Origin of the sequence: Streptomyces sp. NBC_00190 (assembly GCF_036203305.1) — a bacterium.
GTDB lineage: Bacteria > Actinomycetota > Actinomycetes > Streptomycetales > Streptomycetaceae > Streptomyces.
This window is the reverse complement of the sequence record NZ_CP108131.1, coordinates 1,505,281-1,530,929: the sequence shown is the minus strand read 5'-3', so window position 1 is coordinate 1,530,929 and position 25,649 is coordinate 1,505,281. Positions and strand designations below refer to the sequence as shown.

Below are 25,649 nucleotides of genomic sequence, written 5' to 3'. Positions count from 1 at the left end.
CAGGGGTGTTGCGTGATCACGAACGATCTGTGACCGATTGGTTAAGTATCCATCTGGCCGATTTCACCCAGTTTTCCCGGCTATTTCCCGTGCCCGGGAGGTCGGAAGACCGGAAGACCGAGAGGCAGGGAGGCCGGGTGGGGCGCCGCTTCTGCCGGCCGCCGACGTCCTGCCGTCTATTGGCCCACGCGGCCGGGCTGGAGCGTCCGGGTGAAGAGTACGCCGCCTCCCTGGCGCCGCAGCCGGACGGTGAGCCCGCCGCTGCCGCCGTCGATGTCGACCTCACCGTAGTACGGAGGGTTCTCGGACGGCGACATGTTGGCGAGGGGCGCCGACTGGACGTATGCCGGCTGCGGGCCGAAGGTGGCGTCGAGCCGCCCGGACGGGAAGCCGCCCGCGCCGACCGGGCCGGAGACGAACTCCCAGAAGGGTGCGAAGTCGGTGAAGGCCGCACGCTCGGGCGCGTAGTGGTTCGCCGCGGTGTAGTGCACGTCGGCGGTGAGCCAGACGGTACCGGTGATGCGCTGGTGCTTGATGTGACGGAGCAGTTCGGCGATCTGGAGCTCGCGGCCCAGCGGGGCACCGGGGTCACCCTGGGCCACGGCCTCGAAGTTCGCGGCCCCGTCGGGGACGACGATGCCCAGCGGCATGTCGGCGGCGATGACCTTCCAGGTGGCGCGCGAGCGCGAGAGCTCGCGCTTGAGCCACGCCAGCTGCTCGGGGCCGAGGATGCCGATGGGGTCCTCGGTCTGGGTATCAGGGGAGTTGGCGTTGCGGTACGTGCGCATGTCGAGGACGAAGACGTCCAGCAGCGGGCCGTAGCGCATCACGCGGTACATCCGGCCCTCGGCGCGGCCCCCGCGCAGGTCGGTGACGGGGAAGTACTCGCCGAAGGCCTGGCGGGCACGGGCGGCGAGGGTGTCGGCTTCCTTGACGGTGTAGCGGGGGTCCTCGATCAGCTGGCCCGGGTACCAGTTGTTGCGCACCTCGTGGTCGTCCCACTGGGCGAGGACCGGGACCTGGGCGTTGAAGTCGCGCAGGTTGCGATCGAGCAGGTTGTAGCGGAAGTTCCCGCGGAATTCGGCGAGGGTCTCAGCGACCTTCGACTTCTCCTCGGTGGTGACGTTGCGCCAGACGGTGCCGTCGCGCAGGGTGACGGAGGGCTGGATGGGCCCGTCGGCGTAGATCGTGTCCCCGCTGAAGAGGAAGAAGTCGGGGTCGCACAGCCGCATTTCATCGAACACGCGGTAGCCGCCGAGGTCGGGGTTGATGCCCCAGCCCTGGCCCGCCAGGTCGCCCGACCACAGGAAGCGCACGTCATGGCGGCGGGAGGCGGGCGTGGTGCGGAAGGTGCCGTGGACCGGTTCGCCCGTGCGGCGCGGGTCGTCGGGGTCGGCCAGGACGACCCGGTAGTGGATCTGCTGCCCGGGCGGCAGGTCGCGCAGGACGGTGGTGCCGGTGAAGTCGCCGGACGGGCCGAGCAGCGGGCCGCGGTGGCGGCGTACGGCGTAGCGGAACGCCTCGCTCGGGGAGGTCTCGACGTACATCCGCGCCGGGCGGTCGGCGCGGGTCCAGACGGTGGCCGAGTGGGCGGTGATCTCGCCGCACTGGACGCCCCAGAGCGCGTTCGGCCGGCCGGAGCGGGCGAAGGCGGGGGCGGCGAGCGCCGGAGCGGCGAGCGCCGGAGCGGCGAGCAGCGCGGAGGACAGGGCGAGGGAACCGCCGATGAGGGTCCGTCGGGTGTGCGGTGTCGATGCCATCGGTGCTTCTCCAGAGGCCGGCGAGGACGGGCCGTACCAGAGTGCCGCCGCACCCCGGCCCGGCCGCGTCGGTCACGCGAACCGCGGATGAACAGCCGTCAGCAGCTGGGACGGGCAGCGGGGTTGACGCCCTCGGGTCAGGCGATCAGGCGGCCCGGCGGTCAGACGATCAGGCGGCCAGGCGGCTCGCCGCGCTCGCGGCCGTGTCCAGGATCACCCGGGAGACCAGCGCCGGATCGTCGCTCATCGGGACGTGACCGCAGCCCGGGAGGCGGACCAGCCGGGCGCCGGGGAGGGTGTGCTTGGCACGTACGCCCTGGCGGCGCAGGAGCAGCCGGTCGCGGGTGCCCCAGGCGATGGTGACCGGCAGGCCGGGCACGTCGTCGGTGAAGCGTACGGAGCCGCCCGCGGCCAGGGTCTCCTCGAAGCCGGTGGCATCGCGCAGGGCGAGCGTCTCGGCGACCACGGCCTCGGGCGAACGCCGGGCCGGGCGGGCGTAGATGGTGCCGGTGAGCGCGGCCCGGCCGGCGGCGCTGCGCGAGAGCCGCTCCAGCGCGGGGCGGGGCAGCGCCCTGGCGCCGGCGCGCATCGCGAGGAGGGTGGCGAAGGCGTAGCGGCGTTCGCCCTCGGTCCAGAACCCGGCCGGGGACAGCGCGGTGACCGAGCGGACCAGGCCGCTGCGGCCCATGTCGAGCGCGAGCAGGCCGCCGAGCGAGTTGCCCGCCACGTGCGGGCGCTCGACGCCGAGTGCGGCGCAGAGCGCCCCGAGCGCCGGAGTGACGGTGGCCAGGTCGTACGGGACCCCCGCGGGCAGCGGCTCCGAGGCGCCGAAACCGGGCAGGTCGACGGCGATCACATCGTGTTCGGCGGCCAGGATGTCGGTCACCGGGTGCCAGGCCTGGAGGTGGTGGCCGATGCCGTGCAGCAGGAGGAGCGGTTCGCCCGCGCCCTTGCGCTCGTAGGAGACGGTGGCGGTGCGCGGGCCCAGCGGCGAATCGATCGTGAAGGAGACCGTGGCGGTCATGCTGCTCCTCGTCGGGTGGACGCGTGTGAGACAGGCTGTCAGTAGTTCCCGCCGCCATGATTACCGCCTGGTAGCCCTTAACTACAAGCCTTTGGGTCGCGCGAGAACATCCCGTGAACGGCTTGATACATATGCCCGGTCTGCCCGGCATCGGGGCGAGCATTGGTCTTGACCAAGGGGGTGCACCGTCCTATCGTCGCAGGGATAGTGCAGGAACCTTTAATAAACAAAGGCGCGGAACTGCCGCCGGAACACACGGCGAGTGCGGCGATGGCAGGAGGACTCAGGGTGGGGACCACGCAGCTCGAAACGGTGCCGGAGCCGAAGTACTGGCACCTCAAGACCGTCCTCAGCGAGGCGCTCGACCAGGACTTCGCCGTCGGCGAGGTGCTTCCTAACGAGCGTGAACTCGCCGCCCGCTTCGGAGTTGCCCGCGCGACCCTGCGCCAGGCGCTGGAGCAGCTCGAGCTCGAAGGCCGGCTGCAGCGGCGTCGCGGCGTCGGTACGACCGTCGCCCCGCCGCGCGTCGGTGTCGCCGTCGGCAGCGCGCAGCACGGCTGGCCCGGCGAGAGCGTCGACGGCTGGGAGCCGGTGGACGCGGTCGAGGGTCTGCCGCCGACGGCGGTCCGGGGGCTCCTCGGCACGGGCGGGGATTTCGCCGCCGACCAGCCCGTACACACGGTGCGCCGGACCCGGGTCACCCAGGGCCAGGTCGTCGCCGCCGAAATGCTCTACGTCCCGGCCGACTCCGTGCCCGGACTTCCTGCCATCGAGGCGCCGGCCGGACCCGCGCGCGCCCGGGCCGTCCTGCGTGAGCTGCAGCGGCTGGTCCTGGACGGCCAGGACCGCTCCGTGGAGCTCGGCTCCGCCCGCGCCGACGACGCCAAGGAGCTGGACCGCCTGCCCGGAGCCCCGGTTCTCCTGGTCACCACCCGGTACTTCACCACCGCGGGCACCGCCGCCGTCTCCGTGGCCACCTACCGAGCCGACACGTGCCGCCTGACCTTCGGCGACTCGGGCGACGTCGAGATCACCGACGAGCCGCGCGTCGCTTCCTGACCCGCACCGCTCGGCTTCGGGGCCGTGCCGCTCGGCCTCCGGCCTGTGGCGCGGCTTGCTGCCTGTGGCGCTCGGCCTCCGGCCTGTGCCGCTCGGCTCCCGAACGACCAGGCTCGGTTCCCGCACCACTCCCTGCCGTTCCGAACCATCCCGTGCGGCGCCTTCCGAGGCGCCGCACGGGCATGTCGTGGCCTCAGCGGCGACGGGTCGTGACTGTCTTCTCCACCGCGAAGAGCTCTTCCTCCACGTGGTCCAGCGCGAGCCTCAGCGCGCCGGTGGCCACCGCGGCCTCACCGAGGAGGGACAGGGCCACCCTCGGCGGGCGCAGGCAGTAGCGCTCCAGCTCCTGGCGCAAGGGTTCCAGGATCCCGTCCAGGCCGGCCGCCCAGCCGCCGACGACGACCAGCTCCGGATCCATCGCCAGGACCAGGGCCGCCACGTCGTGCACCAGCCGCTGGATGAACCGCTCCACGGCGGCCACCGCCCGCTCGTCGCCCCGCCGGGCCATCGCGAAGACCTCGGCCACGGCCGGCTCGTCCAAGGGATGCAGCGGTTCGCCGGTGGTGGAGAGCAGTTTCTCGGGGGTGGCCTCCCGGCCCAGCAGATGCAGCGCGCCGATCTCGCCCGCCGCGCCGCCGAAGCCCCGGTGCAGCCGTCCGCCGATCAGCGAGCCCGCGCCCGGACTGAGCCCCGCCATCACGAACACCATGTCGTCGGTGTCCCGCGCGGCCCCCTTCCAGTGTTCGGCGACCGCCGCCGCGTTGGCGTCGTTCTCCACCTGCACCGGGCAGCGGAACGAGCGCCGCAGCCGTTCCCCGAGCGGCAGCCCGGTCCAGCCGGGCAGCGCCGTGCCGAGGCGCACCGTGCCGTCCGCTTCCACGATGCCGGGGCTGCCGACCCCGACCGCCCGCAGGGAGTCCCGCGGCACGCCGGCCCGGCGCAGCAGGTCCGCGACCGCCGCCCGTACCCGCTCCAGCCGCTCGTCGGCCGAGGCCGCCTCCGCGACGTCCTTGGTGCCGGCGCCGATGACCCGGCCGTCCAGCCCGGACAGCAGTACCGCGATCCGGTGCGAGCCGATCTCGATGCCCAGCAGGTGTCCCGCCTCGGCCCGGAACCGGAACCGGCGCGCGGGGCGCCCCTGCCGTCGCGCGCCCTCCTCGGCATCGGCCTCGACGACGAGTCCGGTCCCCATGAGCCCCTCGACGACCCCTTCGACGGTCGGCCGGGAGAGCCCGGTCACCCGTGTGAGATCGGTGAGGGTCGGCGATTCGGCAGCGCGCAGTGCCCGGAGCACCACGGCTGAATTGATCCGCCGGAGCAGAGAAGGGTCCCCGCCGGTCAGCTGCCCCAACGTGTGTCCTCCCAGCTGGCGAGCCTGTCAGCCGGATCGTACTGCCCACCCGCCGGGACGGCGATAAGCAGCCCCCCATCGGCCGGAAGCAGCCGCTCCCCTCAGGCCGGGGCGACGAACCCCGACTCGTACGCCGTGATCACCGCCTGGGTCCGGTCCCGCGCCCCCAGCTTCGTCAGGACCGCGCTGACATGTGACTTCACCGTCTCGACGCCGATGATCAGCTCGCGCGCGATCTCCACGTTGGTCAGCCCCCGGGCCATGAGCCGCAGCACCGATTCCTCCCGCTCGGTCAGGGCAGCCTGCTCCAGCGCCGCCCGGGCCTTCCGATTGCCGTACTGCGCGGCCAGCGCCCGCACGGCGGCCGGGAAGAGCAGCGTCTCGCCCTCCGCCACCAGCCGCACCGCGTGCACGATCTCCGAAGGCCGCGCCCGCTTGAGCAGGAACCCGTCCGCACCGGCCCGCAGCGCCTCGTAGACGTACTCGTCGTTCTCGAAGGTGGTCACCACGAGGATCTTCGGCGGCGAGTCCACCGTCCGCAGGACCGTCCGCGTCGCCTCGATCCCGTCGAGCAGCGGCATCCGCACATCCATCGCCACCACGTCGGGCCGCAGTTGCCGCACGAGCGGGACGACCGAGGCCCCGTCGGCCGCCTCACCCACCACTTCGATGTCGGGCTGGGACTCCAGGACGGCGCGCAGACCCGCGCGCACCAGGGGTTCGTCATCGACGAGCAGTACGGTAACCGGCATCCGGTCAGCGTATTCGCTCCAGCGGAAGCCGCGCGCGCACCCTCCAACTGCCCTCGTGCGGACCGGTCTCGGCCTCGCCTCCCAGCAACGCGGCACGCTCCCGCATCCCGCGCAGCCCGCTGCCCGTGCCCGTCATCAGCGCGGGACCGTCAGGCAGCGGATTGACCACCTCCAGATCCAGCCGCCCCACGGCCGCCTCGATCCGCACCCGGACCGGCACCGGGCCGCAGTGCCGCAGCACATTGGTCAGAGCCTCCTGCAGGATCCGGTACCCCTCGCGCGTGACGGGGCCGGGCAACTGCTCCAGTGGACCCGACAGTTCGGCGTCGACCGAGGATCCGGAGGCCCGCGCCGAGTTCAACAACCGGTCCGCGTCGGCCAGGGTGGGCCGCTGCGAGGGTGGCTGTGCGGACTCCCGGAGCACCAGCAGTACCCGTTCGAGATCCTCCAGCGCGGCCCGGCCGGTCTCCTCGATCGCGCTGAGAGCGCGGTCGGTGAACTCCGGGTTCCCCGCCGCCCTGGCCGCCCCCGCCTGGATCACCGCGACGGTGAGCGCGTGCCCGATGGAGTCGTGCAACTCCCTCGCGATCCGCGTCCGTTCCAGCAGCTGCTCGGTACGCGCCTCCAGCGCCGTCAGCCGTTCCGCCGCCGAAGGCCCCAGCAGTCTGGTTGCGACCGCCGTGACGGCTTCGCCGAGCAGGACCACCACGGCCAGCAGCAGGAGCAGCGGTACGGGAACGAGCAGCAGAGCGGCCCAGCGCGGCGGGACGAAGGGCAGCATCGCACCATCCCCGCCAAGGGACTTCCCCGCCCCGGTGAGGACGAGCTCCAGCGTCATGACCGGGAGCCACACGGTGGCCAGCATCGCCACCCCCGCGAGCAGGAGCCGTATCTCCAGCCAGGCGACCGTCCGCCAGCGGTCCCCCCATCGGGCCGACGGCATGACGCTGATGGATCCGTCGCGGTCGCCGCGCTCGTGCGGGGTCAGCAGGAACTGCGCCTGCAACCCCTCGGCCAGCCGCACCCACGGGATGAGCCCGAACGGCGCGACGATCAGAGCGGGCATCCAAGGCCATGTGGGCTTTATGTAGAGCCAGATGGACACGATCAGGATCGGGACCAGCAGATGCAGCCAGCGGGTGTACGTGATCCCGCGGAGGGGCGCACGAAGCAATCGGTACATGTCCTCATCCTGGCAGTCGGACCACGGCCACCGTCTCCCCCGTGCGGGGGAGACGAACCCCCCACGTGGGGGAGGGAAGGGGGTGGGCCCGGCGGCGAGTCTTGAGTCATGAACAGCATCGAGATCCGGGAACTGACCAGGGAATACGACGGCACCCGTGCCGTGGACCACCTTACGTTCGATGTTCTGCCCGGCCGGGTAACCGGATTCCTGGGACCCAACGGCGCCGGCAAGTCCACGACGATGCGTCTGCTGCTGGGGCTGGACCGGCCGACCTCCGGGACGGCCACCATCGGAGGGCGGCGGTACACCGGCTTCACCGACCCGTTGCACCGGGTGGGCGCACTCCTGGACCCGCAGTCGATCCACGGCGGGCGCACCGCCCGGGACCACTTGCGTTTCCTCGCGGCCACCAACCGGATCCCGATGCGCCGGGTGGAAGAGGTGCTGGAACAGGCCGGGATAGCCTCGGCGGCCAGGCGCCGGGTCAAGAAGTTCTCGCTGGGCATGCGCCAGCGGCTCGGGATCGCCGCGGCGCTGCTGGGCGATCCCGGAGTCGTGCTGCTGGACGAGCCGACCAACGGGCTGGACCCCGAAGGCATCATCTGGATCCGCGAGCTGATGCGCTCACTCGCCGCCGAGGGACGGACCGTCCTGGTCTCCAGCCACCTCATGTCCGAGACCGCTGCTCTGGCCGACCACCTCGTCGTGCTGGGCCGGGGCAAGCTGCTGGCCGACACCGCGATGGAGGAGTTCATCGCCGCCCGCAGCACCCCCCGGGTACGGGTGCGCACCTCGGACCCGGCACGGCTGCGGGCCGCCCTCGCCCGGGAGGGCTTCGAGCTGGTGAGCGCCGACGGCGGGCGCTGGACCGTCGAGGGCATACAGGCGGAGCAGGTCGGCGCCATGGCCGCCCGGGAGGGCGTTCCCGTGCTGGAGCTCTCCGACGAGCGCGCCTCGCTGGAGCAGGCGTATCTCGATCTCACCGCCGGCCATGCCCAGTTCGCCGCGACCCACTGACCGTCCCCACTTTCAAGGAGGCACCGCCATGCGCGCCGCTCTGCCCACGATCCCCGTCCTGCACTCGGAATGGATCAAGATCCGGTCCCTTCGGGGCACCCTCGGGTCGTTCATATCCGTCCTCGTCGCCACTGCGGGGATACAGACGCTCACGGCCGCGCTGATAGGAACGGCCGAGGAAGGCAGCATGGGAGACGATCCGCTGCTCGCCGCCTTCTACGGACTCAACTTCGGGCAGATAGCGGCCATCGCCTTCGGCGCGAGCGCCTTCTCCGCCGAGTTCCACAACGGAGGCCTGCGCACGAGCCTCGCCGCCGTACCCGACCGCACCCGGTTCTATCTGTCGAAGATCTCGATCGTCGGCGGACTCGCCCTCGTCATGGGTCAGATCACCGGTCTCCTGACCTTCCTGGGCGGCCAGGCGTTCATGGGCCCGTACGCCCTCGAACCGGGCGCCCCGGGCACCGTACGGGCGGTCGTCGGCTGTGGCCTCTACCTGACCCTGATGACGCTGTTCGCCGCCGGCCTGACGGCGGTGCTGCGCAGCGGGACGGCTGTGCTGAGCATCCTCATACCGTTCGTCCTGCTGGTCTCCTTCGTCGTCTCCGGTGCGGCGAGCGGAATCGGGCAGTACATGCCGGACCGCGCCGGGCAGATGGTGCTGCGGACGGAGGCGCACGGTGACCTCGGGCCGTGGACCGGTCTGGGCGTGATGGCGCTCTGGGCGGTGGTCACGCTGGTCGCCGGGTGGATCGCGATGCGGCGACGGGACGCGTGACGCCGGGCCAGTTGTCAGTGGGGGTCGGGATACTGACGGTATGACCACGGCAGAGCATCTCGACACGATCGACCGGCTCAGGGCGAAGGAGTTCCCGCCCGAGCCGGTCCGGTCCGGCGGGCAGGGCAGCGGCCCGGGTTACCACCTCGTCCAGCTGAGCCGGACGCGGGATTTCTGGGACGACGACGGATCGGGCCGGGCCGAGGCGGCCGGCCAGATCGCAGCCGAGTACGGAGCGCTCACCCAGGCCCTGGCCGACCGGTGGGGGGAGCAGCAGGTCTTCAGCGTCGGGTCGCTGCTGGACCGGGGGTTCGACGGGGAGGAGATACCGGAGCCGTGGGACGAGGTGAGCAGCACCACCGACCACGTGCACTTGTGGCGGGCCGAGGAGCGGTGGCTGGTGGCCTACGTGGCGCAGTGGGACAGCGAGGACCCCTACCTGCTGATGGCAGGGGTCACCGTGATCGACCCGCCGTGAGGCGGGCCGAGGCCGCTTAGGGTCCGTCGGAAGACTCGGCCACCGCGCGGAGGCGGGCGTACTCCTGGGCCATGGACTCGGCGGTCCAGTGGGCGTTGAGGCCGCTGGGGTTGGGGAGGGCCCAGACGCGGGTCGAGCCGATGGTCCGGTCCTGGGGGCCGATCTGAGCCTTGCGCTCGCCGAAGGCGGTGCGGTAGGCGGTCACGCCGACGACCGCCAGCCACTGGGGGCGCAGCAGTTCCACCTTGGCCGTCAGAATTCGGCCGCCCTCGCGGAACTCCTCGGCGCTCAGCTCGTCGGCGCGGGCCGTGGCGCGGGCCACGACATTGGTGATGCCGAGACGGTAGGTCAGCAGCTCTTCCTGCTCCGCGGGGGCCAGGCGCCGCGGAGTGAAGCCCGACAGGTGCAGGACGGGCCAGAAACGGTTGCCGGGGCGGGCGAAGTGGTGGCCCGTGGCGGCGGAGAGGAGACCTGGGTTGATGCCGCAGAAGAGCACACGCAGACCGCCCGCGACCACGTCCGGGAGGACGCGGTCGCGGGCGGCGCTCAGCTCGTCGGGCGTCAGAGGATCGACCCCGGCGCGTACCCGGCGGCCTCCGGGTGCTGCTTGGCGATCGCCTCGATACGCGAGACCACCGCCGCGACCTGGTCACCCGCGGCGCCGGTGAAGGACAGCTTGTCGGCCATCAGGGCGTCGAGCTGGGAGCGGTCCAGCGGCATCCGCTCGTCGGCGGCCAGCTTGTCCAGCAGCTCATTGCGCTCGGCGCCCTGCTCGCGCATGGCGAGCGCGGAGGCCACCGCGTGCTCCTTGATGACCTCGTGGGCCGCTTCGCGGCCCACCCCGGCCCGTACCGCGCCCATCAGGACCTTGGTGGTCGCGAGGAACGGAAGGTAGCGGTCCAGCTCGCGGGCGACGACGGCCGGGAAGGCGCCGAATTCGTCCATGACCGTCAGGAAGGTCTCCAGGAGGCCGTCGAAGGCGAAGAAGGCGTCCGGAAGGGCCACGCGGCGGACCACGGAGCAGGAGACGTCGCCCTCGTTCCACTGGTCGCCGGCCAGCTCGCCGGTCATCGAGGCGTAGCCGCGCAGGATGACCATCAGGCCGTTCACGCGCTCACAGGAGCGGGTGTTCATCTTGTGCGGCATCGCGGAGGAGCCGACCTGGCCGGGCTTGAAGCCCTCGGTGACCAGCTCGTGGCCGGCCATCAGCCGGATCGTCTTGGCGATCGAGGACGGGGCGGCGGCCAGCTGCACCAGGGCGGTGACCACGTCGTAGTCGAGCGAGCGCGGGTAGACCTGGCCGACCGAGGTGAAGGCCTGGGCGAAGCCGAGGTGGGCGGCGATGCGCTGCTCCAGCTCGGCGAGCTTGGCCGCGTCGCCGCCGAGCAGGTCGAGCATGTCCTGGGCGGTGCCGACCGGGCCCTTGATGCCGCGCAGCGGGTAGCGGCCCAGCAGGTCCTCGAGGCGGTCGTAGGCGACGAGCAGTTCGTCGGCCGCGGTCGCGAAGCGCTTGCCCAGCGTGGTCGCCTGCGCGGCGACGTTGTGGGAGCGGCCGGCCATGACCAGCTCGGCGTGCTCGCCCGCCAGCTTGCCGAGGCGCGCCAGGACGGCGACCGTGCGGTCACGGGCCAGTTCCAGCGAGAGCCGGATCTGCAGCTGCTCGACGTTCTCGGTGAGGTCGCGCGAAGTCATGCCCTTGTGGACGTGCTCGTGACCGGCGAGGGCGTTGAACTCCTCGATACGGGCCTTCACGTCGTGCCGGGTAACCTTCTCGCGCTCCGCGATGGAGGCGAGGTCGACCGTTTCGAGGACGCGCTCGTAATCGGCGAGGGCCGCGTCGGGGACCTCGATACCGAGGTCCTTCTGGGCGCGCAGCACGGCGAGCCACAGCCGCCGCTCCAGCGTCACCTTGTACTCGGGGGACCACAGGACGGCGAGCTCCGCGGAGGCGTAGCGGCCGGCCAGGACATTGGGGATGCGGGGCTTGGCAGTCACGTGTAGGGATTCTACTTGGGCTGCGGCTGTGCGTTTACGCAGGTAGGGACCCCGGTCCCGATTGTGTCTTGCTACGAGAGCAGATCGCCCGCGGCCGGCTCGTACGGGAGCAGCTCCGGGCGCTTGGCCGGGCGGCCGTCCCCGGAGGAGCGGCCCGTCAAGCGGCGGCCGACCCAGGGGAGCAGGTGCCGGCGGGCGAAGTTCAGGTCCTGGGACCGGCGTACCGCCCAGCCCGGGGGGACGGCGGCGGGCAGTTCGGTGTGCCAGTCCTGCTCGGCGGGCAGGCCCAGGGTCTGCCAGACGGCCTCCGCCACCCGGCGGTGGCCTTCGGCCGTGAGGTGCAGGCGGTCCACGTCCCACATGCGGGGGTCGGCGAGCACCGGCGCCCCGTACAGGTCCACCACCAGGGCTCCGTGCCGTGTGGAGAGTTCCTCGATGATGCCGAAGAGCTCTTCCATCCGGGGCCGGAAACGATCCATCACCGGCCCGTTGCGCCCCGGAGACCGCATCAGGACCAGGTGCTTGCAGGAGGGGGCGAGGAGCTCCACGGCCGCCTCCAGGTGACCCCGTACCCGGCCCATGTCCACCTTGGGGCGCAGCGCGTCGTTCAGCCCCCCGACCAGGGTCACCACGTCGGCGCCCATGGCCGCGGCCGCCGGAACCTGCTCCTCGACGATCTGCCCGATGAGCTTCCCGCGGACCGCGAGGTTCGCGTAGCGAAGGCTCGGCTCGCGCGCCGCGAGGCGGGCGGCCAGCAGGTCGGCCCAGCCCCGGTAGGAGCCGTCCGGGAGCAGGTCGGACATGCCCTCCGTGAAGGAGTCGCCGACCGCGACGAAACTGGTGTAGCGCGCATTCATCTCCATGGCGGGAGTGATGTTACCGCGTGGTACCCCGGCCCCGCAGGGCCGGGGACCGACACGGTTCCGTACGACGGGCTACGCGGAGGCCGGCCGGTCGAACAGCTCGCGCAGCACGTCCTCCATCGTCACCAGGCCCGTCATGGCGCCGTCCGGCCCCAGCACCGCGGCCAGGTGCGTACGGCTGCGCCGCATGGCGGTCAGCACGTCGTCCAGCGGGGTCTCCGCCCGTACCTGGGCGATCAGCCGCAGCGCCGACACCGGGAACGGCTCGTTCCGCGCCTCGGCGTCCAGGGCGTCCTTGACGTGCAGGTAGCCCAGGATCCGGTGCTGGCCGTCGACCACCGGGAACCGGGAGTACCCGGTTTCGGCCGAGAGACGCTCCAGCCCGGCCGGAGTGATCCCCTCCCGGGCCGAGACCACCTGGCCCGCCGGCAGCACCACATCGGTGACCGGCCGGCGACCCAGCTCCAGGGCGTCGTGCAGCCGCTCGCGCGCCCGGTCGTCGAGGAGCCCGGCCTCGCTGGAGTCCTTGACCATGCGCGCCAGCTCGTCGTCCGAGAAGGTCGCCGCGACCTCGTCCTTCACCTCCACCCGCAGCAGGCGCAGCAGGGCGTTGGCGAAGGCGTTGATCGCGAAGATCACCGGACGGAGCGCCCGCGTCACGGTCACCAGCGGGGGCCCCAGCAGCAGCGCGGTGCGCACCGGCTCGGACAGTGCCACGTTCTTCGGCACCATCTCGCCGAAGAGCATGTGCAGGTACGTCGCCAGCGCCAGCGCCACCACGAAGGAGATCGCGTGCGTCAGCGCGGCCGGCACCCCGATGAGGTCGAACAGGGGGGTCAGCAGGTGGGCGATCGCCGGTTCGGCCACCACGCCCAGCACCAGGGTGCACAGCGTGATGCCGAGCTGGGCCGCCGCCATCAGGGCCGATACGTGCTCCAGTCCCCACAGGACCGCCCGGCCCCGCCGGTCGCCCTGCTCGGCGTACGGCTCGATCTGGCTGCGGCGGACCGAGATCAGAGCGAACTCCGCGCCGACGAAGAAGGCGTTGACGACCAGGGTCGCCAGGCCGATCAGCAATTGGACGGCGGTCATCGGTCCTCATCCCCGTCCCTGCGCTTGTGCTTGTCCCTGTGCCTGCCCTTGTCCTTGGGCTTGTCCCAGTGGGTGTCCGCGCCGTCGTCGACCGGCTCGGCCGGCATGTGCAGCAGCACGCGCGCGGCCCGCCGACCGCCGGCGTCCACCACCTCCAGCAGCCAGCCGTCCAGCTCAAGGCTGTCGCCGACGGCCGGGATCCGGCCCAGTTCGGTCGCAATCAGGCCGGCCAGGGTCTCGTACGGGCCTTCCGGCACGCGCAGTCCGATCCGCTGGAGCTGGTCGGTGCGCGCGGCGCCGTCGGCCGCGTAGAGGCGCAGTCCGGCATCGTCCGTACCGGCCGGGGCCAGGTCGGGGGTCTCGTGCGGGTCGTGCTCGTCGCGGACCTCGCCGACGACCTCCTCGACGATGTCCTCCAGCGTGGCCACACCGGCCGTACCGCCGTACTCGTCGATGACCACGGCCATCGTCTGCTTCCCGGACAGCCGGTCCAGGAGCCGGTCCACGGTCAGGGACTCCGGCACGAGGAGGGGGGCGCGCAGCAGCTGCGACACCGGGGTCCGGCGCCGGACCTCGGCGGACAGGGCCAGTACGTCCTTGATGTGGACGGTGCCGACGACGGAGTCGAGGCTGCCCCGGTAGATCGGGAAGCGGGACAGGCCGGTGGCCAGCGTCGCGTTCGCCACGTCCTCGGCGGTCGTCTGCACGTCGAGCGCGGTGACCTGGACGCGCGGGGTCATGACGTTCTCCGCGGTCAGGTCGGCGAGGTTCAGGGTCCGCACGAACAGCTCGGCGGTGTCCTTCTCCAGCGCGCCCGCCTTCGCCGAGTGCCGCGCGAGGGCGACCAGCTCCTGCGGCGTGCGCGCGGAGGCCAGCTCCTCTGTCGGCTCCATGCCGAAGCGGCGGACCATGTGGTTCGCGGTGGTGTTGAGATGGCTGATCAGAGGCTTGAAGGCCCGGCTGAAGACCCGCTGCGTCGTCGCCACGCGCTTGGCGATGGCCAGCGGGGAGGAGATCGCCCAGTTCTTGGGCACCAGCTCGCCGACGACCATCAGCACGACGGTCGACACGGCGGTGCCGAGGATCAGCGCGGTGGAGGAAGCGGCGGCGGCCGACAGCCCCATGGCTTCGAACGGTCCCTGTAGCAGGGCGGCGATCGACGGCTTCGAGATCATGCCGATGACCAGGCCGGTCGCGGTGATGCCGAGCTGGGCGCCGGAAAGCTGGAACGTGAGGGTCCGGACGGCCGCCAGGGCACTCTCGGCCCCGGGTTCGCCACGGTCGACGGCCCGTTCGAGCTCGCTGCGCTCGACGGTGGTCAACGAGAACTCGGCCGCGACGAAGACCCCGCAGACAATGCAGAGCAGCAGCGCCACGACGAGCAGGAGCACCTCGGTCATCGGTCGATCACCTCCGTCCCAGGATCGGCCAGGACGCGGGGCATCGCGCGGTGTCGCGAGCGGGGGCAGCGGGATTGTCGTGGACCGGGAGGCTCGCCCATGGGCGGACGCTCACACCTTTCAATCAGGAGGACTCTTTGCCCACATGGTAAAGGATGAGCAAAGAGAACGGATCATTCTTTTGGCGGAGCGGGGCCGGATGGCGGTTCTGGAAGACCGCCGCGGAGGGAACGAGTATCGGCGACGATCCCGCGGGGGTCGAGCGCTTCCGCGCGAGCGACCCGGGAACGGCCGGCGCGCCGGGTCACGCCACTCGGCGGGCCGATCCGATGACGCAGTAGGAGGTGGGGAAGGCCGGGCCGCGCTCGGGCAGCCGGAAGCTGCGCTGCGAGACGATCCGGAAACCGGCCGCCTCGACCGCGGCGAGCGGGTCGCGGGCCGTGTGGCAGCCGCCGAACAGGAAGGGCCAGACGGTACGGTCCAATGCGCGCTGGACGGCGGCCATGCCGGGGCCGGGGGCGAGGCCGTGCTCGAAGAAGCGCAGCTCGGCGTCGGGGCGGAGCACGCGGTGCAGCTCGGCGAGGGAGCGGGGCAGGTCCCGGACGGTGCACAGCACCAATGAGGCGACGGCTGCGTCGAAGGCCTCGCTCTTGACCGGGAGGGCCTCCGCGGCGCCGGGCACGATGTCCACGGGGACCTCGGCGCGCAGGGCGGCCGTGGCCGCGCGGCGGCGCAGGGTGCGCTCCGGTTCGACGGCGACGACCTCGGAGACGGCGCGCGGGTAGTGCGCGAAGTTCAGGCCGTTCCCGGCACCGATTTCGATGACGCGGCCGGTCACCCCGTGGAGGAGTTCGGTGCGCAGGGCGGCGATGCCGCGGGTCTCGGCGGCTTCGCTGGCGCGGGCGTAGACGCGGGCGAAGAGCGGGTGGTGGACGGGGTCGTGGGGCGGAGCGGTGCGGCGGCGCGGCAGCATGGCGGACCTCCGGCGCGGGGGTGGCGTACGTAGCCGTACTCCCAGCGTGCCCCGTTCGCTCGCGCTCACCCTTCAGGTGTGGAGGGGTGTCCCCCGGACCCCGTCCGGGGGACACCCCTCTCAATCGCCGGCTGGGCCGGCTGGCGCGGTCAGGGCGAAGGCCGACGGGGCCCAGGTGGCCAGGAAGGGTTCCGGGGACCACGTGCCCGCGAGGGTGGGGGAGAGCCAGGTCGGAGCCGCGGTGCGGAACCGGGGTGGGGGGAGGGCGCCCGAGCCTGCCGGGACCGCGCCCAGCAGGGGGAGGCCCGAGGACTTCGGGAGGTCCGCCAGATTGCAGCGGGAGGCCAGGTCCGGGGCGGCCGGCCAGCTGCCGACCACCACGCCCAGCGCGGTCAGGCCCCGGGCCCGCAGGGCTTCCGCTGACAGGGTGGTGGAGTTGAGGGTGCCCAGTCCCGCCGGGGTGACGAGCAGGGTCGGGGCGCCGAGCAGACCTGCCGCGTCGGCCAGGGTGTGGCCCTCCTCGTCGAAGCGGACGAGCAGCCCGCCCGCGCCCTCCACCAGGACCAGGTCGTGGGAGAGGGCGAGCCGGTTCGCCGCCTCCGCGACGGCGGCCGGGGAGACCGTGGGCAGGCCCGCGCGACGCGCTGCCGTGTCCGGGGCCAACGGCTCCGGATAGCGTGCCAGTTCCACCGCCGTGACGGAGGAGCCGGCCAGCCGGACCACCTCCGCGGCGTCCCCCGGTTCGGCCGGGCCCACGCCCGTCTGGGCGGGCTTGAGCACCGCCACCGAGCGGCCGGCCGCCACCGCGGCGGCCGCGATCGCCGCCGTGACGACGGTCTTGCCGATCTCCGTGCCCGTGCCGGACACGATCACTACGGACATGTCGGTCTTCTCAGCCTTCCTGCGCCGCCGCGACCACAGCGCGGCAGATCCGGGCCACATCGGTGTCGCCCGTGACGAACGGCGGCATCACGTAGATCAGGTCCCGGAAGGGCCGCACCCACACGCCCTCGCGCACCGCCGCCCTGGTGGCGGCCTCCACGTCGACCTCGTGGTCCAGCTGCACCACGCCGATCGCGCCGAGGACCCGTACGTCCCGTACGCCGGGCTGCCCGGCCGCGGCCGCCAGGCCTTCGCGCAGGCCCGCCTCGATCCGCTTGACCTCGGTCGCCCAGTCCTGGCCGAGCAGCAGCTCGACCGAGGCCAGCGCCACGGCCGTCGCCAGGGGGTTGCCCATGAAGGTCGGCCCGTGCGCCAGCACCGGCACCTCGCCCTGGGAGATGCCGTCGGCGACCCGGGCCGTGCACAGGGTCGCCGCCAGCGTGAGGTAACCGCCCGTCAGCGACTTGCCCAGGCACATCACGTCCGGGGTGATCCCCGCGTGGTCCGCGGCGAAGAGCGCTCCGGTGCGGCCGAAGCCCGTCGCGATCTCGTCGAGGATGAGGAGCACGCCGTACTCGTCGCACAACTCGCGCAGCACCCGCAGGTAGCCCGGGTTGTGGAAGCGCATGCCGCCCGCTCCCTGCACCACCGGCTCCACGATGACGGCGGCCAGCTCGTCGGCGTGCGCGGCGATCAGGGAGCGCAGGTGGTCGGCGTACGCCGGGTCCACCGGGGCGTCGAAGCCGTCGGGCGGCGCGTCCGCGAAGACCTGCCGCGGCAGGTGACCCTGCCACAGCTCGTGCATGCCGCCCTGGGGGTCGCAGACTGCCATCGGCTGCCAGGTGTCCCCGTGGTAGCCGCCGCGCCAGGTCAGCAGCCGGGTCTTGCCCGTCCGCCCGAGTGAACGCCAGTACTGCAGGCACATCTTGACCGCGACCTCGACGGACACCGAGCCCGAGTCGCAGAGGAAGACGTGCTCCAGTCCCGGCGGGGTGATCTCGACGAGCTTCGCGGCGAGCCGGACGGCGGGCTCATGGGTGAGCCCCCCGAACATCACGTGTGACATGAGGCCCAGCTGCGCGGTCGCGGCCTCGTTCAGCACCGGGTGGTTGTAGCCGTGGATCGCCGACCACCAGGAGGACATGCCGTCGACCAGCTCGTCGTGGCCCTGTCCCTGGGACGGGTCGGCGAGCCGCAGCCGTACCCCCGAGGCGGAGGCGATGACCAGCGGCTCCTGTCGGCCGGGCATCGGGCCGTACGGGTGCCAGACGTGCTGCCGGTCCAGCGCGAGCAGTTCCGCGCCGGACGACGGAGGCCGGATCTGATCAGGCATTGGGGGCGATGTCCGTCCCCGCTCCGCGGCGGCGCACCGCCACCAGGTCCGAGCGGACCTCACCGGCATCCGCCTGCGCCGCCACGGGCGCCGCGTGCGCGTGACCGGAGCAACCGCCGCAGGCCGAGCCGCAGCCGGCGTCCCCGGCGGGGTCGGCGGAACCGGCCGAGCCGCAGACCGAGGCGGCACTGGAGTGCGAACCGCAGCCTCCGCCGGTGGCCGCGGCCGCCACGTCGGAGCGGTGCGCGGGCAGGGTCGACGTACCGGCGCCCTCCACCTCGAAACCGGCGTCCGCGATCATGTCGAGGTCGACCTGGCCGGCCTGGCCCTCACTGGTGAGGTAGTCGCCGAGGAAGATCGAGTTGACGATGTGCAGGGCCAGCGGCTGCATCGAGCGCAGGTGCACCTCGCGGCCGCCCGCGAGGCGGACCTCGACGTCGGGGCAGACGAACCGGACCATCGCGAGGATCCGCAGGGCGCGCTGCGGGGTGAGGTTCCACTCCTTGGCGAGCGGGGTGCCCTCGAACGGGATCAGGAAGTTGACCGGCACCGAATCCGAGTCCAGCTCGCGCAGCGAGTAGACGACGTCGACGAGGTCCTCGTCGCTCTCGCCCATGCCCGCGATCAGACCGGAGCAGGCCGACAGGCCGGCGGCGTGCGCCTTTTGCACCGTGTCGACCCGGTCCGCGTAGGTGTGGGTCTTGGTGATCTGCCCGTACGTGGCCTCGGAGGTGTTGAGGTTGTGGTTGTAGGCGTCCGCGCCCGCGTCGCGCAGCCGCTCGGCCTGGCCGTCGGAGAGCAGGCCCAGGCAGGCGCAGACCTCGATGCCCTCGTTCTGCTCCTTGATCGCGGCGATCGTCTTGCCGACGCGGTCCACGTCCCGGTCCGTCGGCCCGCGGCCGCTCGCGACCAGGCAGACCCGCTTCGCCCCGCCCGCGACACCGGCGGCCGCGGCCTGAGAGGCCTCCTCCGGCTTCAGCCACGTGTACTTGAGGATCTCGGCCTTGGAGCCCAGGCGCTGGGAACAGTAGGAGCAGTCCTCCGGGCACAGGCCCGACTTCAGATTGACCAGGTAGTTCAGCTTCACCCGACGCCCGAACCACTGGCGGCGCACCTTGCCGGCAGCGGCCACCACGTCGAGCAGTTCGTCGTCGGAAGTCGCCAGTACGGCGAGCGCTTCTTCGCGGGTCGGCAGCTCGCGCCGCAGCCCCTTGTCCACCAGGGTGTTCAGCAGGTCCATGAATCCGATCCTGTCCCACACGACCACTCCCGGCCAAGGAGAGATCGCACAACATGGCCGGATGGGTGTGTGTGTATCACCACACCTGACACAGGAGTCACGGCAGCTAGGGTCGGGCAGGTCTGTGGACTGCCGACAAAACACGAGGACCTGCCGATGCCCCAGCACACTCCCGATCCCGTGGATGTCTTCTCCTGGATCGATGCCGCGGAGAGCGCCCGTGAACAGGCCGGACTGGTCCGTACGCTGCGCCCGCGACCGGAGTCGTCGCCGCTGCTGGACCTCGCGAGCAACGACTACCTCGGTCTGACCCGGCACCCCGAGACCGTCCGGGGCGCACGGGACGCGGCTGGGCGATGGGGAGGCGGAGCCACCGGTTCCCGCCTCGTGACGGGCACGACCGAGCTTCATGCGGAGCTCGAGCGGGAGCTCGCCGCCTTCTGCGGATTCGAGGCCGCGCTCGTCCTCTCCTCCGGGTACGCGGCCAACCTCGCCGCGGTCACCGCGCTCAGCGACCGGGGCACGCTGGTCGCCTCCGACGCGGGGAACCACGCCTCGATCGTGGACGGCTGCCGTCTCTCGCGCGCCGAGATCGCCGTGATCCCGCACTCCGACCCGGACTCCGCGCGCAAGACGCTCGCCGCGCACGAGGGCCGGGCGCTGCTGGTCACCGACTCGGTGTTCTCCGTGGACGGGGACGCCGCACCGCTGGCCGGCTACGCAGCCGCCTGCCGGGAGGAGGGCGCGGCCCTGGTCGTGGACGACGCGCACGGCCTGGGCGTGCTGGGGGAGGGCGGCCGCGGCGCGCTGCACGCCGCCGGACTCGCGGGCGCGCCCGGTGTGGTCGCCACCCTCACCCTCTCGAAGTCGATGGGCAGCCAGGGCGGGGCCGTACTCGGCCCGGCCAAGGTGATCCGGCACCTGATCAACACGGCGCGGACCTTCATCTTCGACACCGGGCTGGCCCCGGCCGCCGCGGGCGCGGCCCTGGCGAGCCTGCGCCTGCTCCAGCGGGAACCGGAACGAGCCGCCCGCGCCCGCGAGGTGGCCGCCCAGCTGTACGAGCGGCTCACCGCGTCCGGCCTGACCGCGGCCCGGCCGGACGCGGCCGTGGTGTCGGTACGGGCCCCGTCGGCTTCGGCGGCACTGCGCTGGGCCGCCGACTGCCGCGAGGCGGGTCTGTCCGTGGGGTGCTTCCGGCCGCCGTCCGTGCCGGACGGTATCTCCCGGCTGCGGCTGACCGCACGGGCCGATCTCACGGGGGACGAGATCGACCGGGCTGTGGGGACGATCCTTGCGACCGCACCCGCCGGAGCCACGGACCGGTAGGCGGCGTTACGGGAGCAGGTCCGCCCGGACCTTGACGAGGAAACCGTCCCAGGCCGGCCCGGTGAAGAGCACGGCCGGGCCGTCCGTCCGCTTGGAGTCGCGGACGGCCAGCAGGCCGCCACCGAGGACGGCCGCTTCCACGCAGTTGTTCATTCCGGTACTGCGGCTGCTCCGCCGCCATCGCGCGCTGATCAGAAGTCCGCTGGTGGATAAGGGGGTTGCGGACACGGGGGTGCCTCCTTACGCGTCGTCAGCAAGTGAGCTGATGAGATCCGACGAGTCCTGGGGCGGGAGGGCGTGCGCCTGAATGGCACGGAACGCGGCGCTGTACGCCTCAAGGTCTTCCTTCCGCTCCAGATAGAGGCTACTCGTCAAATGGTCGAGTACCACCACATCCAGATCGGCGATGTTCGGAAATGAGAAGATGACGAACGGTCCGGTGAGGCCGAGATGACCCCCCACGCTGAACGGCAGCACCTGTAGCCGAACTTGAGGCAGCCGCCCCACCTGCACCAGGTGTCTCAGCTGCTCCGCCATCACCCCGGGTCCGCCGATCTGCCGACGCAGCACCGCCTCGTCCAGTACGGCGCTCAGCTCCAGCGGCGGATCGGCCCGCAGCACCGCCTGCCGTGCCAGCCGTACGTCGACCAGCGCGTCCACCTTCGGCTCCGGCAGCCCGCCCAGCGCGGCCCGCGTGACCGCCCGCGCGTACTCCGGTGTCTGCAACAGCCCGGGAACCACGGACAGTTCCACCGTGCGCGCCGCCCGGGCGCCCGCCTCCAGGCTGATGAAGTCCCGGTACTCCTGCGGCAGCAGCCCCCGGTAGTCGTGCCACCACTGGCGGCCCCGCCCGGTGTCGGCCCCGGGGCCCGGGCCGGCCGCCGAGGCCGACAGTGCCTCCAGCAGCGCGCGCTGCTCCGGGCTCACGAGCTCCCCGTAGGCGTCGAGGAGCAGGCGGATGTCCTCCGGCTTGACCCCGCTGCGCCCCGTCTCGATGCGGCTGATCTTCGACTGGTGCCATCCCACGATCCGGGCGGCCTCACCGCTGGTGAGACCGGTCCGGTCGCGCAGGGCGCGCAGTTCCTCGCCGAGCTTGCGCCGACGCACCGCGGGACCATGCTGCATACCCGCCTCCTTCCACCGGCACAGCTCGCACCAGTCTGCCGTCCAAATACGCTCTTCCGTAGCAGAGTTCACCGCATTGAGCGACAGATATATGCATATCTTGGGGGATCGGCGCAAACGGCGGCACGATGGGTGGCACTCTGGCGTCCAGCGCAGATCCGGGGCGGCTCGACCCCGGTGGGAAAGGGACCGTCGCCATGGCAGACCACCAGGAAGCATCCGTCACTCTGCCGAGCGATCCCGCCTCGGTCGCCACCGCCCGCCGCTACGTCGCGGAGGTGCTGGGCGAATGGGGACTGCCCGACGACACCGAGACCGCGGACAGCGTCCGGCTGATCGTCTCGGAGCTCGCCACCAACGCCGTGCAGCACACGTTCGGCCAGTCGCCCACCTTCACCGTCGACGTCCGGCTGGAGCGCGAGGAATGGCTGCGCGTCGGCGTGACCGACAGCCACCCGCGCTGGCCCAAGCGGCTCCCGGCGGCGGTCCAGCAGGACAACGGCCGGGGCATGGTCATCATCCGCTGGCTCACCGCGGAAGCGGGCGGCCGGCTCTCGGTCACCCCCACCGAGGACGGGGGCAAGACGGTCTGGATCGCGCTGCCCTGGACGGCCGGGGCCCCGGCCAGGAGTGTCACGGGCTGCTGAGTTCCGCGACCGCAGCCGCAGTCGCAGTCGCAGCCGTATACGGAATCAGGATCCGGGGGCCCGTGGGATGAACCGGGTGCCTTCCCGAAACGTGGGTTAACGCAACGGAAAAGCGCGGCGCCTAGCGTGGCGCCACGTTCGTCCGCCAATCACCGCCCATGATCCGGTAAAGCTGCGGTGGTCGGGACGGAAAGCCTTTCCCTGTGTTGGGCAAGACACGCTTGGCTCGGATATGCGCAGGTCAACAAAGTGTTGACGGCCAGTAGGGTCGCCCCGGCGCGCTGTTGATCTTGTCCCGGAAGCTTGGTGATACCTGTGCAACTGACACCGCATGAGCAGGAGAGACTGCTCATCCACGTGGCGGCCGACGTGGCCGAGAAGCGGAAAGCGCGAGGGGTGCGCCTCAACCACCCCGAGGCGATCGCCCTGATCACCTCGCACATCCTCGAAGGCGCCCGCGACGGGCGGACCGTGGCCGAGCTCATGGCCTCCGGCCGCACCGTGCTCGGCCGCGAGGACGTCATGGAGGGGATCCCCGAGATGATCCACGACGTCCAGGTCGAGGCCACCTTCCCGGACGGCACCAAACTCGTCACCGTCCACGACCCGATCGTCTGAAGGGGAGTGCCCGCATGATCCCCGGCGAAATCGCCTACGGGGACGGCCCGGTGCTCCTCAACGAGGGCCGCCCCGTCACCCGCCTCACCGTGCTCAACGCCGCCGACCGGCCCGTCCAGGTCGGCTCCCACTACCACTTCGCCGAGGCCAACCCCGGCCTCGACTTCGACCGCCGCGCCGCCCGCGGACTGCGGCTCAACATCGCCGCCGGCACCGCCGTGCGCTTCGAGCCGGGCATCCCGGTCGCGGTGGAACTCGTACCGCTCGCGGGCTCGCGCACCGTACCGGGACTGCGCGGGGAGACCGGAGGGCCGCTCGATGGCTGAGCTCTCCCGCCAGGTGTACGCCGACCTTTTCGGGCCGACGACGGGTGACCGGATCCGGCTGGCCGACACCGACCTCTTCGTCGAGATCGAGCAGGACCTCAGCGGCGGCCCCGGACGGGCCGGCGACGAGGCCGTCTTCGGCGGCGGCAAGGTGATCCGCGAATCCATGGGACAGGCCCGCACCACCCGGGCCGAGGGCGCGCCCGACACCGTGATCACCGGGGTGGTCGTGCTCGACCACTGGGGCATCGTCAAGGCCGACGTCGGCCTCCGCGACGGCCGGATCTGCGGCATCGGCAAGGCCGGCAATCCCGACACCATGGACGGGGTGGACCGGGCCCTCGTCATCGGCCCCGAGACCGAGATCATCGCGGGCAACGGGAAGATCGTCACGGCCGGGGCCATCGACGCCCACGTGCACTTCATCTCGCCGACGGTCATCGACGAGGCCCTGGCCTCCGGCATCACCACCCTGGTCGGCGGCGGCACCGGACCGGCCGAGGGCACCAAGGCCACCACCGTCACTCCCGGACCCTGGCACCTGGCCCGGATGTTCGCGGCGCTGGAGGCCTACCCCGTCAACATCGGCCTCCTCGGCAAGGGCAACACCATGTCCCGCGAGGCCATGCACTCCCAGCTGCGCGGCGGAGCCCTCGGCTTCAAGATCCACGAGGACTGGGGATCCACCCCCGCCGTCATCGACGCCTGCCTGAGCGTCTGTGACGAGACCGGCGCCCAGGTCGCCATCCACACGGACACCCTCAACGAGGCCGGATTCGTCGGCGACACGCTCGCCGCCATCGCCGGGCGGACCATCCACTCGTACCACACCGAGGGCGCGGGCGGCGGTCACGCCCCCGACATCATCACCGTGGTCTCCGAGCCCAACATACTGCCGAGCTCCACCAACCCCACCCGGCCGCACACCGTCAACACCGCCGAGGAACACCTCGACATGCTGATGGTCTGCCACCACCTCAACCCGGCCGTCCCCGAGGACCTCGCCTTCGCCGAGTCCCGGATCCGGCCCTCGACCATCGCCGCCGAGGACGTCCTGCACGACCTCGGAGCCATCTCGATCATCTCCTCCGACTCCCAGGCCATGGGCCGGGTCGGCGAGGTCGTCCTGCGCACCTGGCAGACCGCCCACGTGATGAAGAAGCGGCGCGGCTTCCTCCCCGGCGACGGCCCCGCCGACAACCACCGCGCCCGTCGCTACGTCGCCAAGTACACGATCAACCCCGCCGTCGCCCAGGGGCTGGCCCGTGAGATCGGCTCCGTCGAGACCGGCAAACTCGCCGACCTGGTGCTGTGGAGCCCCGCGTTCTTCGGGGTCAAGCCCGAACTGGTCATCAAGGGCGGCCAGATCGCCTACGCGCAGATGGGCGACGCCAACGCCTCCATCCCGACCCCGCAGCCGGTGCTGCCCCGCCCGATGTTCGGCAGCCACGGCCGTGCGCCCGCCCTGAACTCGCTGAACTTCACCGCGCAGGCCGCGCTCGACGACGGACTGCCCGACCGGCTCGGCCTCGGCAAGGCCTTCGTGGCCATCGAGAACACCCGCAAGGTCGGCAAGGCGGACATGCGCAACAACGACGCCATGCCCCGGGTAGAGGTGGACGCCGACACCTTCACGGTCACCATCGACGGCGAGGCCGTGGAACCCGCGCCGGCGGCCGAACTGCCCATGGCCCAGAGATACTTCCTCTTCTGATGGAAGGTCTCTTCCGATGAGCCTCGCCGCGCTGCTCGTCCTCGCCGACGGCCGCTTCCCCGCCGGGGGCCACGCGCACTCCGGCGGGGCCGAGGCGGCCTGCAAGGCCGGCCGGATCCACGACGCCGCCACCCTGGAGGACTTCTGCCGGGGCCGGCTGCACACCGCCGGACTCACCGCCGCCGCGCTCGCCGCGGCCGCCGCCCTCGGGATCGATCCGGCGGAGCTCGACGCCGCGGCCGACGCGCGAACCCCCTCGCCCGCCCTGCGCACCGCCGCACGGCGGCTGGGCCGCCAGCTGCTGCGGGCCGCCCGGGCCACCTGGCCCGGCCCCGAACTGGAGGCGCTGGCCGCCGCGTTCCCGCGCGGCGCCCACCAGCCCGTCGTGCTCGGCCTCACCGCCCGGGCGGCCGGGCTCGGGCCGTCCGACGCCGCGCAGGTGGCGGCGTACGAGGCGGTCGGCGGCCCCGCGACCGCGACCGTGCGGCTGCTGGGCCTCGACCCCTTCGAGGCGAGCGGGGTCCTGGCCCGTCTCGCCCCCGAACTCGACGCCGTCGCGGCCCGGGCGGCCGAAGCCGCCCGACGGGCCCTCACTGAGGGCGTGGAAGCCCTGCCCGCGACCTCCTCGCCCCTGCTGGAGATCGCGGCAGAGGTCCATGCCGACTGGCCGGTCCGCCTCTTCGCCTCCTGAGCGCCGCGAACCGCCT

Annotated in this window: 26 protein-coding genes; 10 read left to right on the top strand and 16 right to left on the bottom strand. The window is 72.2% G+C overall.

Going from position 1 to position 25,649, the window contains the following annotated elements; genetic code table 11:
* Positions 1 to 176 precede the first annotated feature (176 nt).
* The gene (locus OG429_RS07555) at positions 177 to 1,760 is read right to left on the bottom strand and encodes an alkaline phosphatase D family protein (RefSeq protein ID WP_328924524.1); all 1,584 of its coding nucleotides are present in this window, start codon (positions 1,758 to 1,760) and stop codon (positions 177 to 179) included.
* Positions 1,761 to 1,929: 169 nt separating this feature from the next.
* On the bottom strand, positions 1,930 to 2,784 hold the full coding sequence (locus OG429_RS07550; RefSeq protein ID WP_328924523.1) for an alpha/beta fold hydrolase: 855 nt from the start codon (positions 2,782 to 2,784) through the stop codon (positions 1,930 to 1,932).
* 288 nt (positions 2,785 to 3,072) lie between these two features.
* Between OG429_RS07550 and OG429_RS07545 the strand changes: the two genes are divergently transcribed.
* Positions 3,073 to 3,843: a GntR family transcriptional regulator gene (locus OG429_RS07545; protein WP_328924522.1), complete on the top strand. Its 771-nt coding sequence runs from the start codon at positions 3,073 to 3,075 to the stop codon at positions 3,841 to 3,843.
* Between the two features lie 193 nt (positions 3,844 to 4,036).
* On the opposite strand, the gene OG429_RS07540 is transcribed toward OG429_RS07545, so the two are convergent.
* From OG429_RS07540 to OG429_RS07530, 3 genes are all read right to left on the bottom strand, one after another.
* The gene (locus OG429_RS07540; protein ID WP_328924521.1) at positions 4,037 to 5,194 is read right to left on the bottom strand and encodes an ROK family transcriptional regulator; all 1,158 of its coding nucleotides are present in this window, start codon (positions 5,192 to 5,194) and stop codon (positions 4,037 to 4,039) included.
* A 101-nt stretch (positions 5,195 to 5,295) separates the two neighbouring features.
* Positions 5,296 to 5,946 carry a response regulator transcription factor gene (locus OG429_RS07535; protein WP_328924520.1) on the bottom strand — a complete coding sequence of 217 codons (651 nt, stop codon included), beginning with the start codon at positions 5,944 to 5,946 and terminating at the stop codon, positions 5,296 to 5,298.
* Positions 5,947 to 5,950: 4 nt separating this feature from the next.
* Positions 5,951 to 7,129 (bottom strand): sensor histidine kinase, encoded by a 1,179-nt coding sequence (locus OG429_RS07530; protein WP_328924519.1) that lies wholly within the window; start codon positions 7,127 to 7,129, stop codon positions 5,951 to 5,953.
* 108 nt (positions 7,130 to 7,237) lie between these two features.
* Here OG429_RS07530 and OG429_RS07525 point away from each other — a divergent pair, with 108 nt between their 5' ends.
* The 3 genes from OG429_RS07525 to OG429_RS07515 are packed head-to-tail and all read left to right on the top strand — an operon-like array spanning position 7,238 to position 9,405.
* The gene (locus tag OG429_RS07525; RefSeq protein WP_328924518.1) at positions 7,238 to 8,149 is read left to right on the top strand and encodes an ABC transporter ATP-binding protein; all 912 of its coding nucleotides are present in this window, start codon (positions 7,238 to 7,240) and stop codon (positions 8,147 to 8,149) included.
* A gap of 28 nt (positions 8,150 to 8,177) precedes the next feature.
* Positions 8,178 to 8,927, top strand: coding sequence for an ABC transporter permease (locus OG429_RS07520; RefSeq protein ID WP_328924517.1), 750 nt, complete (start codon positions 8,178 to 8,180; stop codon positions 8,925 to 8,927).
* Between the two features lie 40 nt (positions 8,928 to 8,967).
* Positions 8,968 to 9,405: a hypothetical protein gene (locus OG429_RS07515; RefSeq protein WP_328924516.1), complete on the top strand. Its 438-nt coding sequence runs from the start codon at positions 8,968 to 8,970 to the stop codon at positions 9,403 to 9,405.
* Positions 9,406 to 9,421: 16 nt separating this feature from the next.
* Here the strand turns inward: OG429_RS07515 and mug are convergent, their stop codons facing one another.
* The 9 genes from mug to bioB all read right to left on the bottom strand — a co-directional run bounded on the left by mug (position 9,422) and on the right by bioB (position 19,183).
* Positions 9,422 to 9,970 carry a G/U mismatch-specific DNA glycosylase gene (gene mug, locus OG429_RS07510; protein WP_328930189.1) on the bottom strand — a complete coding sequence of 183 codons (549 nt, stop codon included), beginning with the start codon at positions 9,968 to 9,970 and terminating at the stop codon, positions 9,422 to 9,424.
* Positions 9,967 to 11,400, bottom strand: a complete 1,434-nt coding sequence (gene purB / locus OG429_RS07505; protein WP_328924515.1) for an adenylosuccinate lyase — start codon at positions 11,398 to 11,400, stop codon at positions 9,967 to 9,969. The genes mug and purB overlap by 4 nt, the downstream gene beginning before the upstream one ends.
* Positions 11,401 to 11,471: 71 nt before the next feature.
* On the bottom strand, positions 11,472 to 12,263 hold the full coding sequence (locus OG429_RS07500; RefSeq protein WP_328924514.1) for an SGNH/GDSL hydrolase family protein: 792 nt from the start codon (positions 12,261 to 12,263) through the stop codon (positions 11,472 to 11,474).
* Positions 12,264 to 12,335: 72 nt separating this feature from the next.
* Complete coding sequence (locus OG429_RS07495; protein ID WP_328924513.1) at positions 12,336 to 13,355, bottom strand: hemolysin family protein; 1,020 nt, start codon at positions 13,353 to 13,355, stop codon at positions 12,336 to 12,338.
* Positions 13,352 to 14,755 (bottom strand): hemolysin family protein, encoded by a 1,404-nt coding sequence (locus tag OG429_RS07490; protein ID WP_328924512.1) that lies wholly within the window; start codon positions 14,753 to 14,755, stop codon positions 13,352 to 13,354. Before OG429_RS07490 ends, OG429_RS07495 begins: the two co-directional genes overlap by 4 nt.
* Before the next feature lie 304 nt (positions 14,756 to 15,059).
* Entirely contained in the window at positions 15,060 to 15,728 is a 669-nt protein-coding gene (locus tag OG429_RS07485; RefSeq protein ID WP_328924511.1) for a class I SAM-dependent methyltransferase, read from the bottom strand.
* A 120-nt stretch (positions 15,729 to 15,848) separates the two neighbouring features.
* Complete coding sequence (bioD, locus tag OG429_RS07480; protein WP_328924510.1) at positions 15,849 to 16,610, bottom strand: dethiobiotin synthase; 762 nt, start codon at positions 16,608 to 16,610, stop codon at positions 15,849 to 15,851.
* 10 nt (positions 16,611 to 16,620) lie between these two features.
* Entirely contained in the window at positions 16,621 to 17,943 is a 1,323-nt protein-coding gene (locus tag OG429_RS07475) for an adenosylmethionine--8-amino-7-oxononanoate transaminase (RefSeq protein ID WP_328924509.1), read from the bottom strand.
* Entirely contained in the window at positions 17,936 to 19,183 is a 1,248-nt protein-coding gene (gene bioB / locus OG429_RS07470) for a biotin synthase BioB (RefSeq protein ID WP_328924508.1), read from the bottom strand. Before bioB ends, OG429_RS07475 begins: the two co-directional genes overlap by 8 nt.
* 156 nt (positions 19,184 to 19,339) lie before the next feature.
* On the opposite strand from bioB, the gene OG429_RS07465 reads away from it, so the two are divergent.
* Positions 19,340 to 20,512 (top strand): 8-amino-7-oxononanoate synthase, encoded by a 1,173-nt coding sequence (locus OG429_RS07465; RefSeq protein WP_328924507.1) that lies wholly within the window; start codon positions 19,340 to 19,342, stop codon positions 20,510 to 20,512.
* Between the two features lie 6 nt (positions 20,513 to 20,518).
* Here the strand turns inward: OG429_RS07465 and OG429_RS07460 are convergent, their stop codons facing one another.
* Positions 20,519 to 20,740, bottom strand: a complete 222-nt coding sequence (locus tag OG429_RS07460; RefSeq protein WP_328924506.1) for a DUF397 domain-containing protein — start codon at positions 20,738 to 20,740, stop codon at positions 20,519 to 20,521.
* Positions 20,741 to 20,752: 12 nt separating this feature from the next.
* Positions 20,753 to 21,637, bottom strand: a complete 885-nt coding sequence (locus OG429_RS07455; RefSeq protein ID WP_328924505.1) for a helix-turn-helix domain-containing protein — start codon at positions 21,635 to 21,637, stop codon at positions 20,753 to 20,755.
* Positions 21,638 to 21,834: 197 nt separating this feature from the next.
* Between OG429_RS07455 and OG429_RS07450 the strand changes: the two genes are divergently transcribed.
* The 5 genes from OG429_RS07450 (at position 21,835) to OG429_RS07430 (ending at position 25,633) form a co-directional block, all read left to right on the top strand.
* Entirely contained in the window at positions 21,835 to 22,284 is a 450-nt protein-coding gene (locus OG429_RS07450; protein ID WP_328924504.1) for an ATP-binding protein, read from the top strand.
* 315 nt (positions 22,285 to 22,599) lie between these two features.
* On the top strand, positions 22,600 to 22,902 hold the full coding sequence (locus OG429_RS07445; RefSeq protein WP_100580260.1) for an urease subunit gamma: 303 nt from the start codon (positions 22,600 to 22,602) through the stop codon (positions 22,900 to 22,902).
* Positions 22,903 to 22,916: 14 nt separating this feature from the next.
* A complete protein-coding gene (locus OG429_RS07440; RefSeq protein WP_328924503.1) occupies positions 22,917 to 23,228 on the top strand; it encodes an urease subunit beta in 312 nt (103 codons plus the stop codon).
* On the top strand, positions 23,221 to 24,942 hold the full coding sequence (locus OG429_RS07435; RefSeq protein ID WP_328924502.1) for an urease subunit alpha: 1,722 nt from the start codon (positions 23,221 to 23,223) through the stop codon (positions 24,940 to 24,942). The genes OG429_RS07440 and OG429_RS07435 overlap by 8 nt, the downstream gene beginning before the upstream one ends.
* Before the next feature lie 16 nt (positions 24,943 to 24,958).
* Complete coding sequence (locus tag OG429_RS07430; protein WP_328924501.1) at positions 24,959 to 25,633, top strand: urease accessory protein UreF; 675 nt, start codon at positions 24,959 to 24,961, stop codon at positions 25,631 to 25,633.
* Positions 25,634 to 25,649 lie beyond the last annotated feature (16 nt).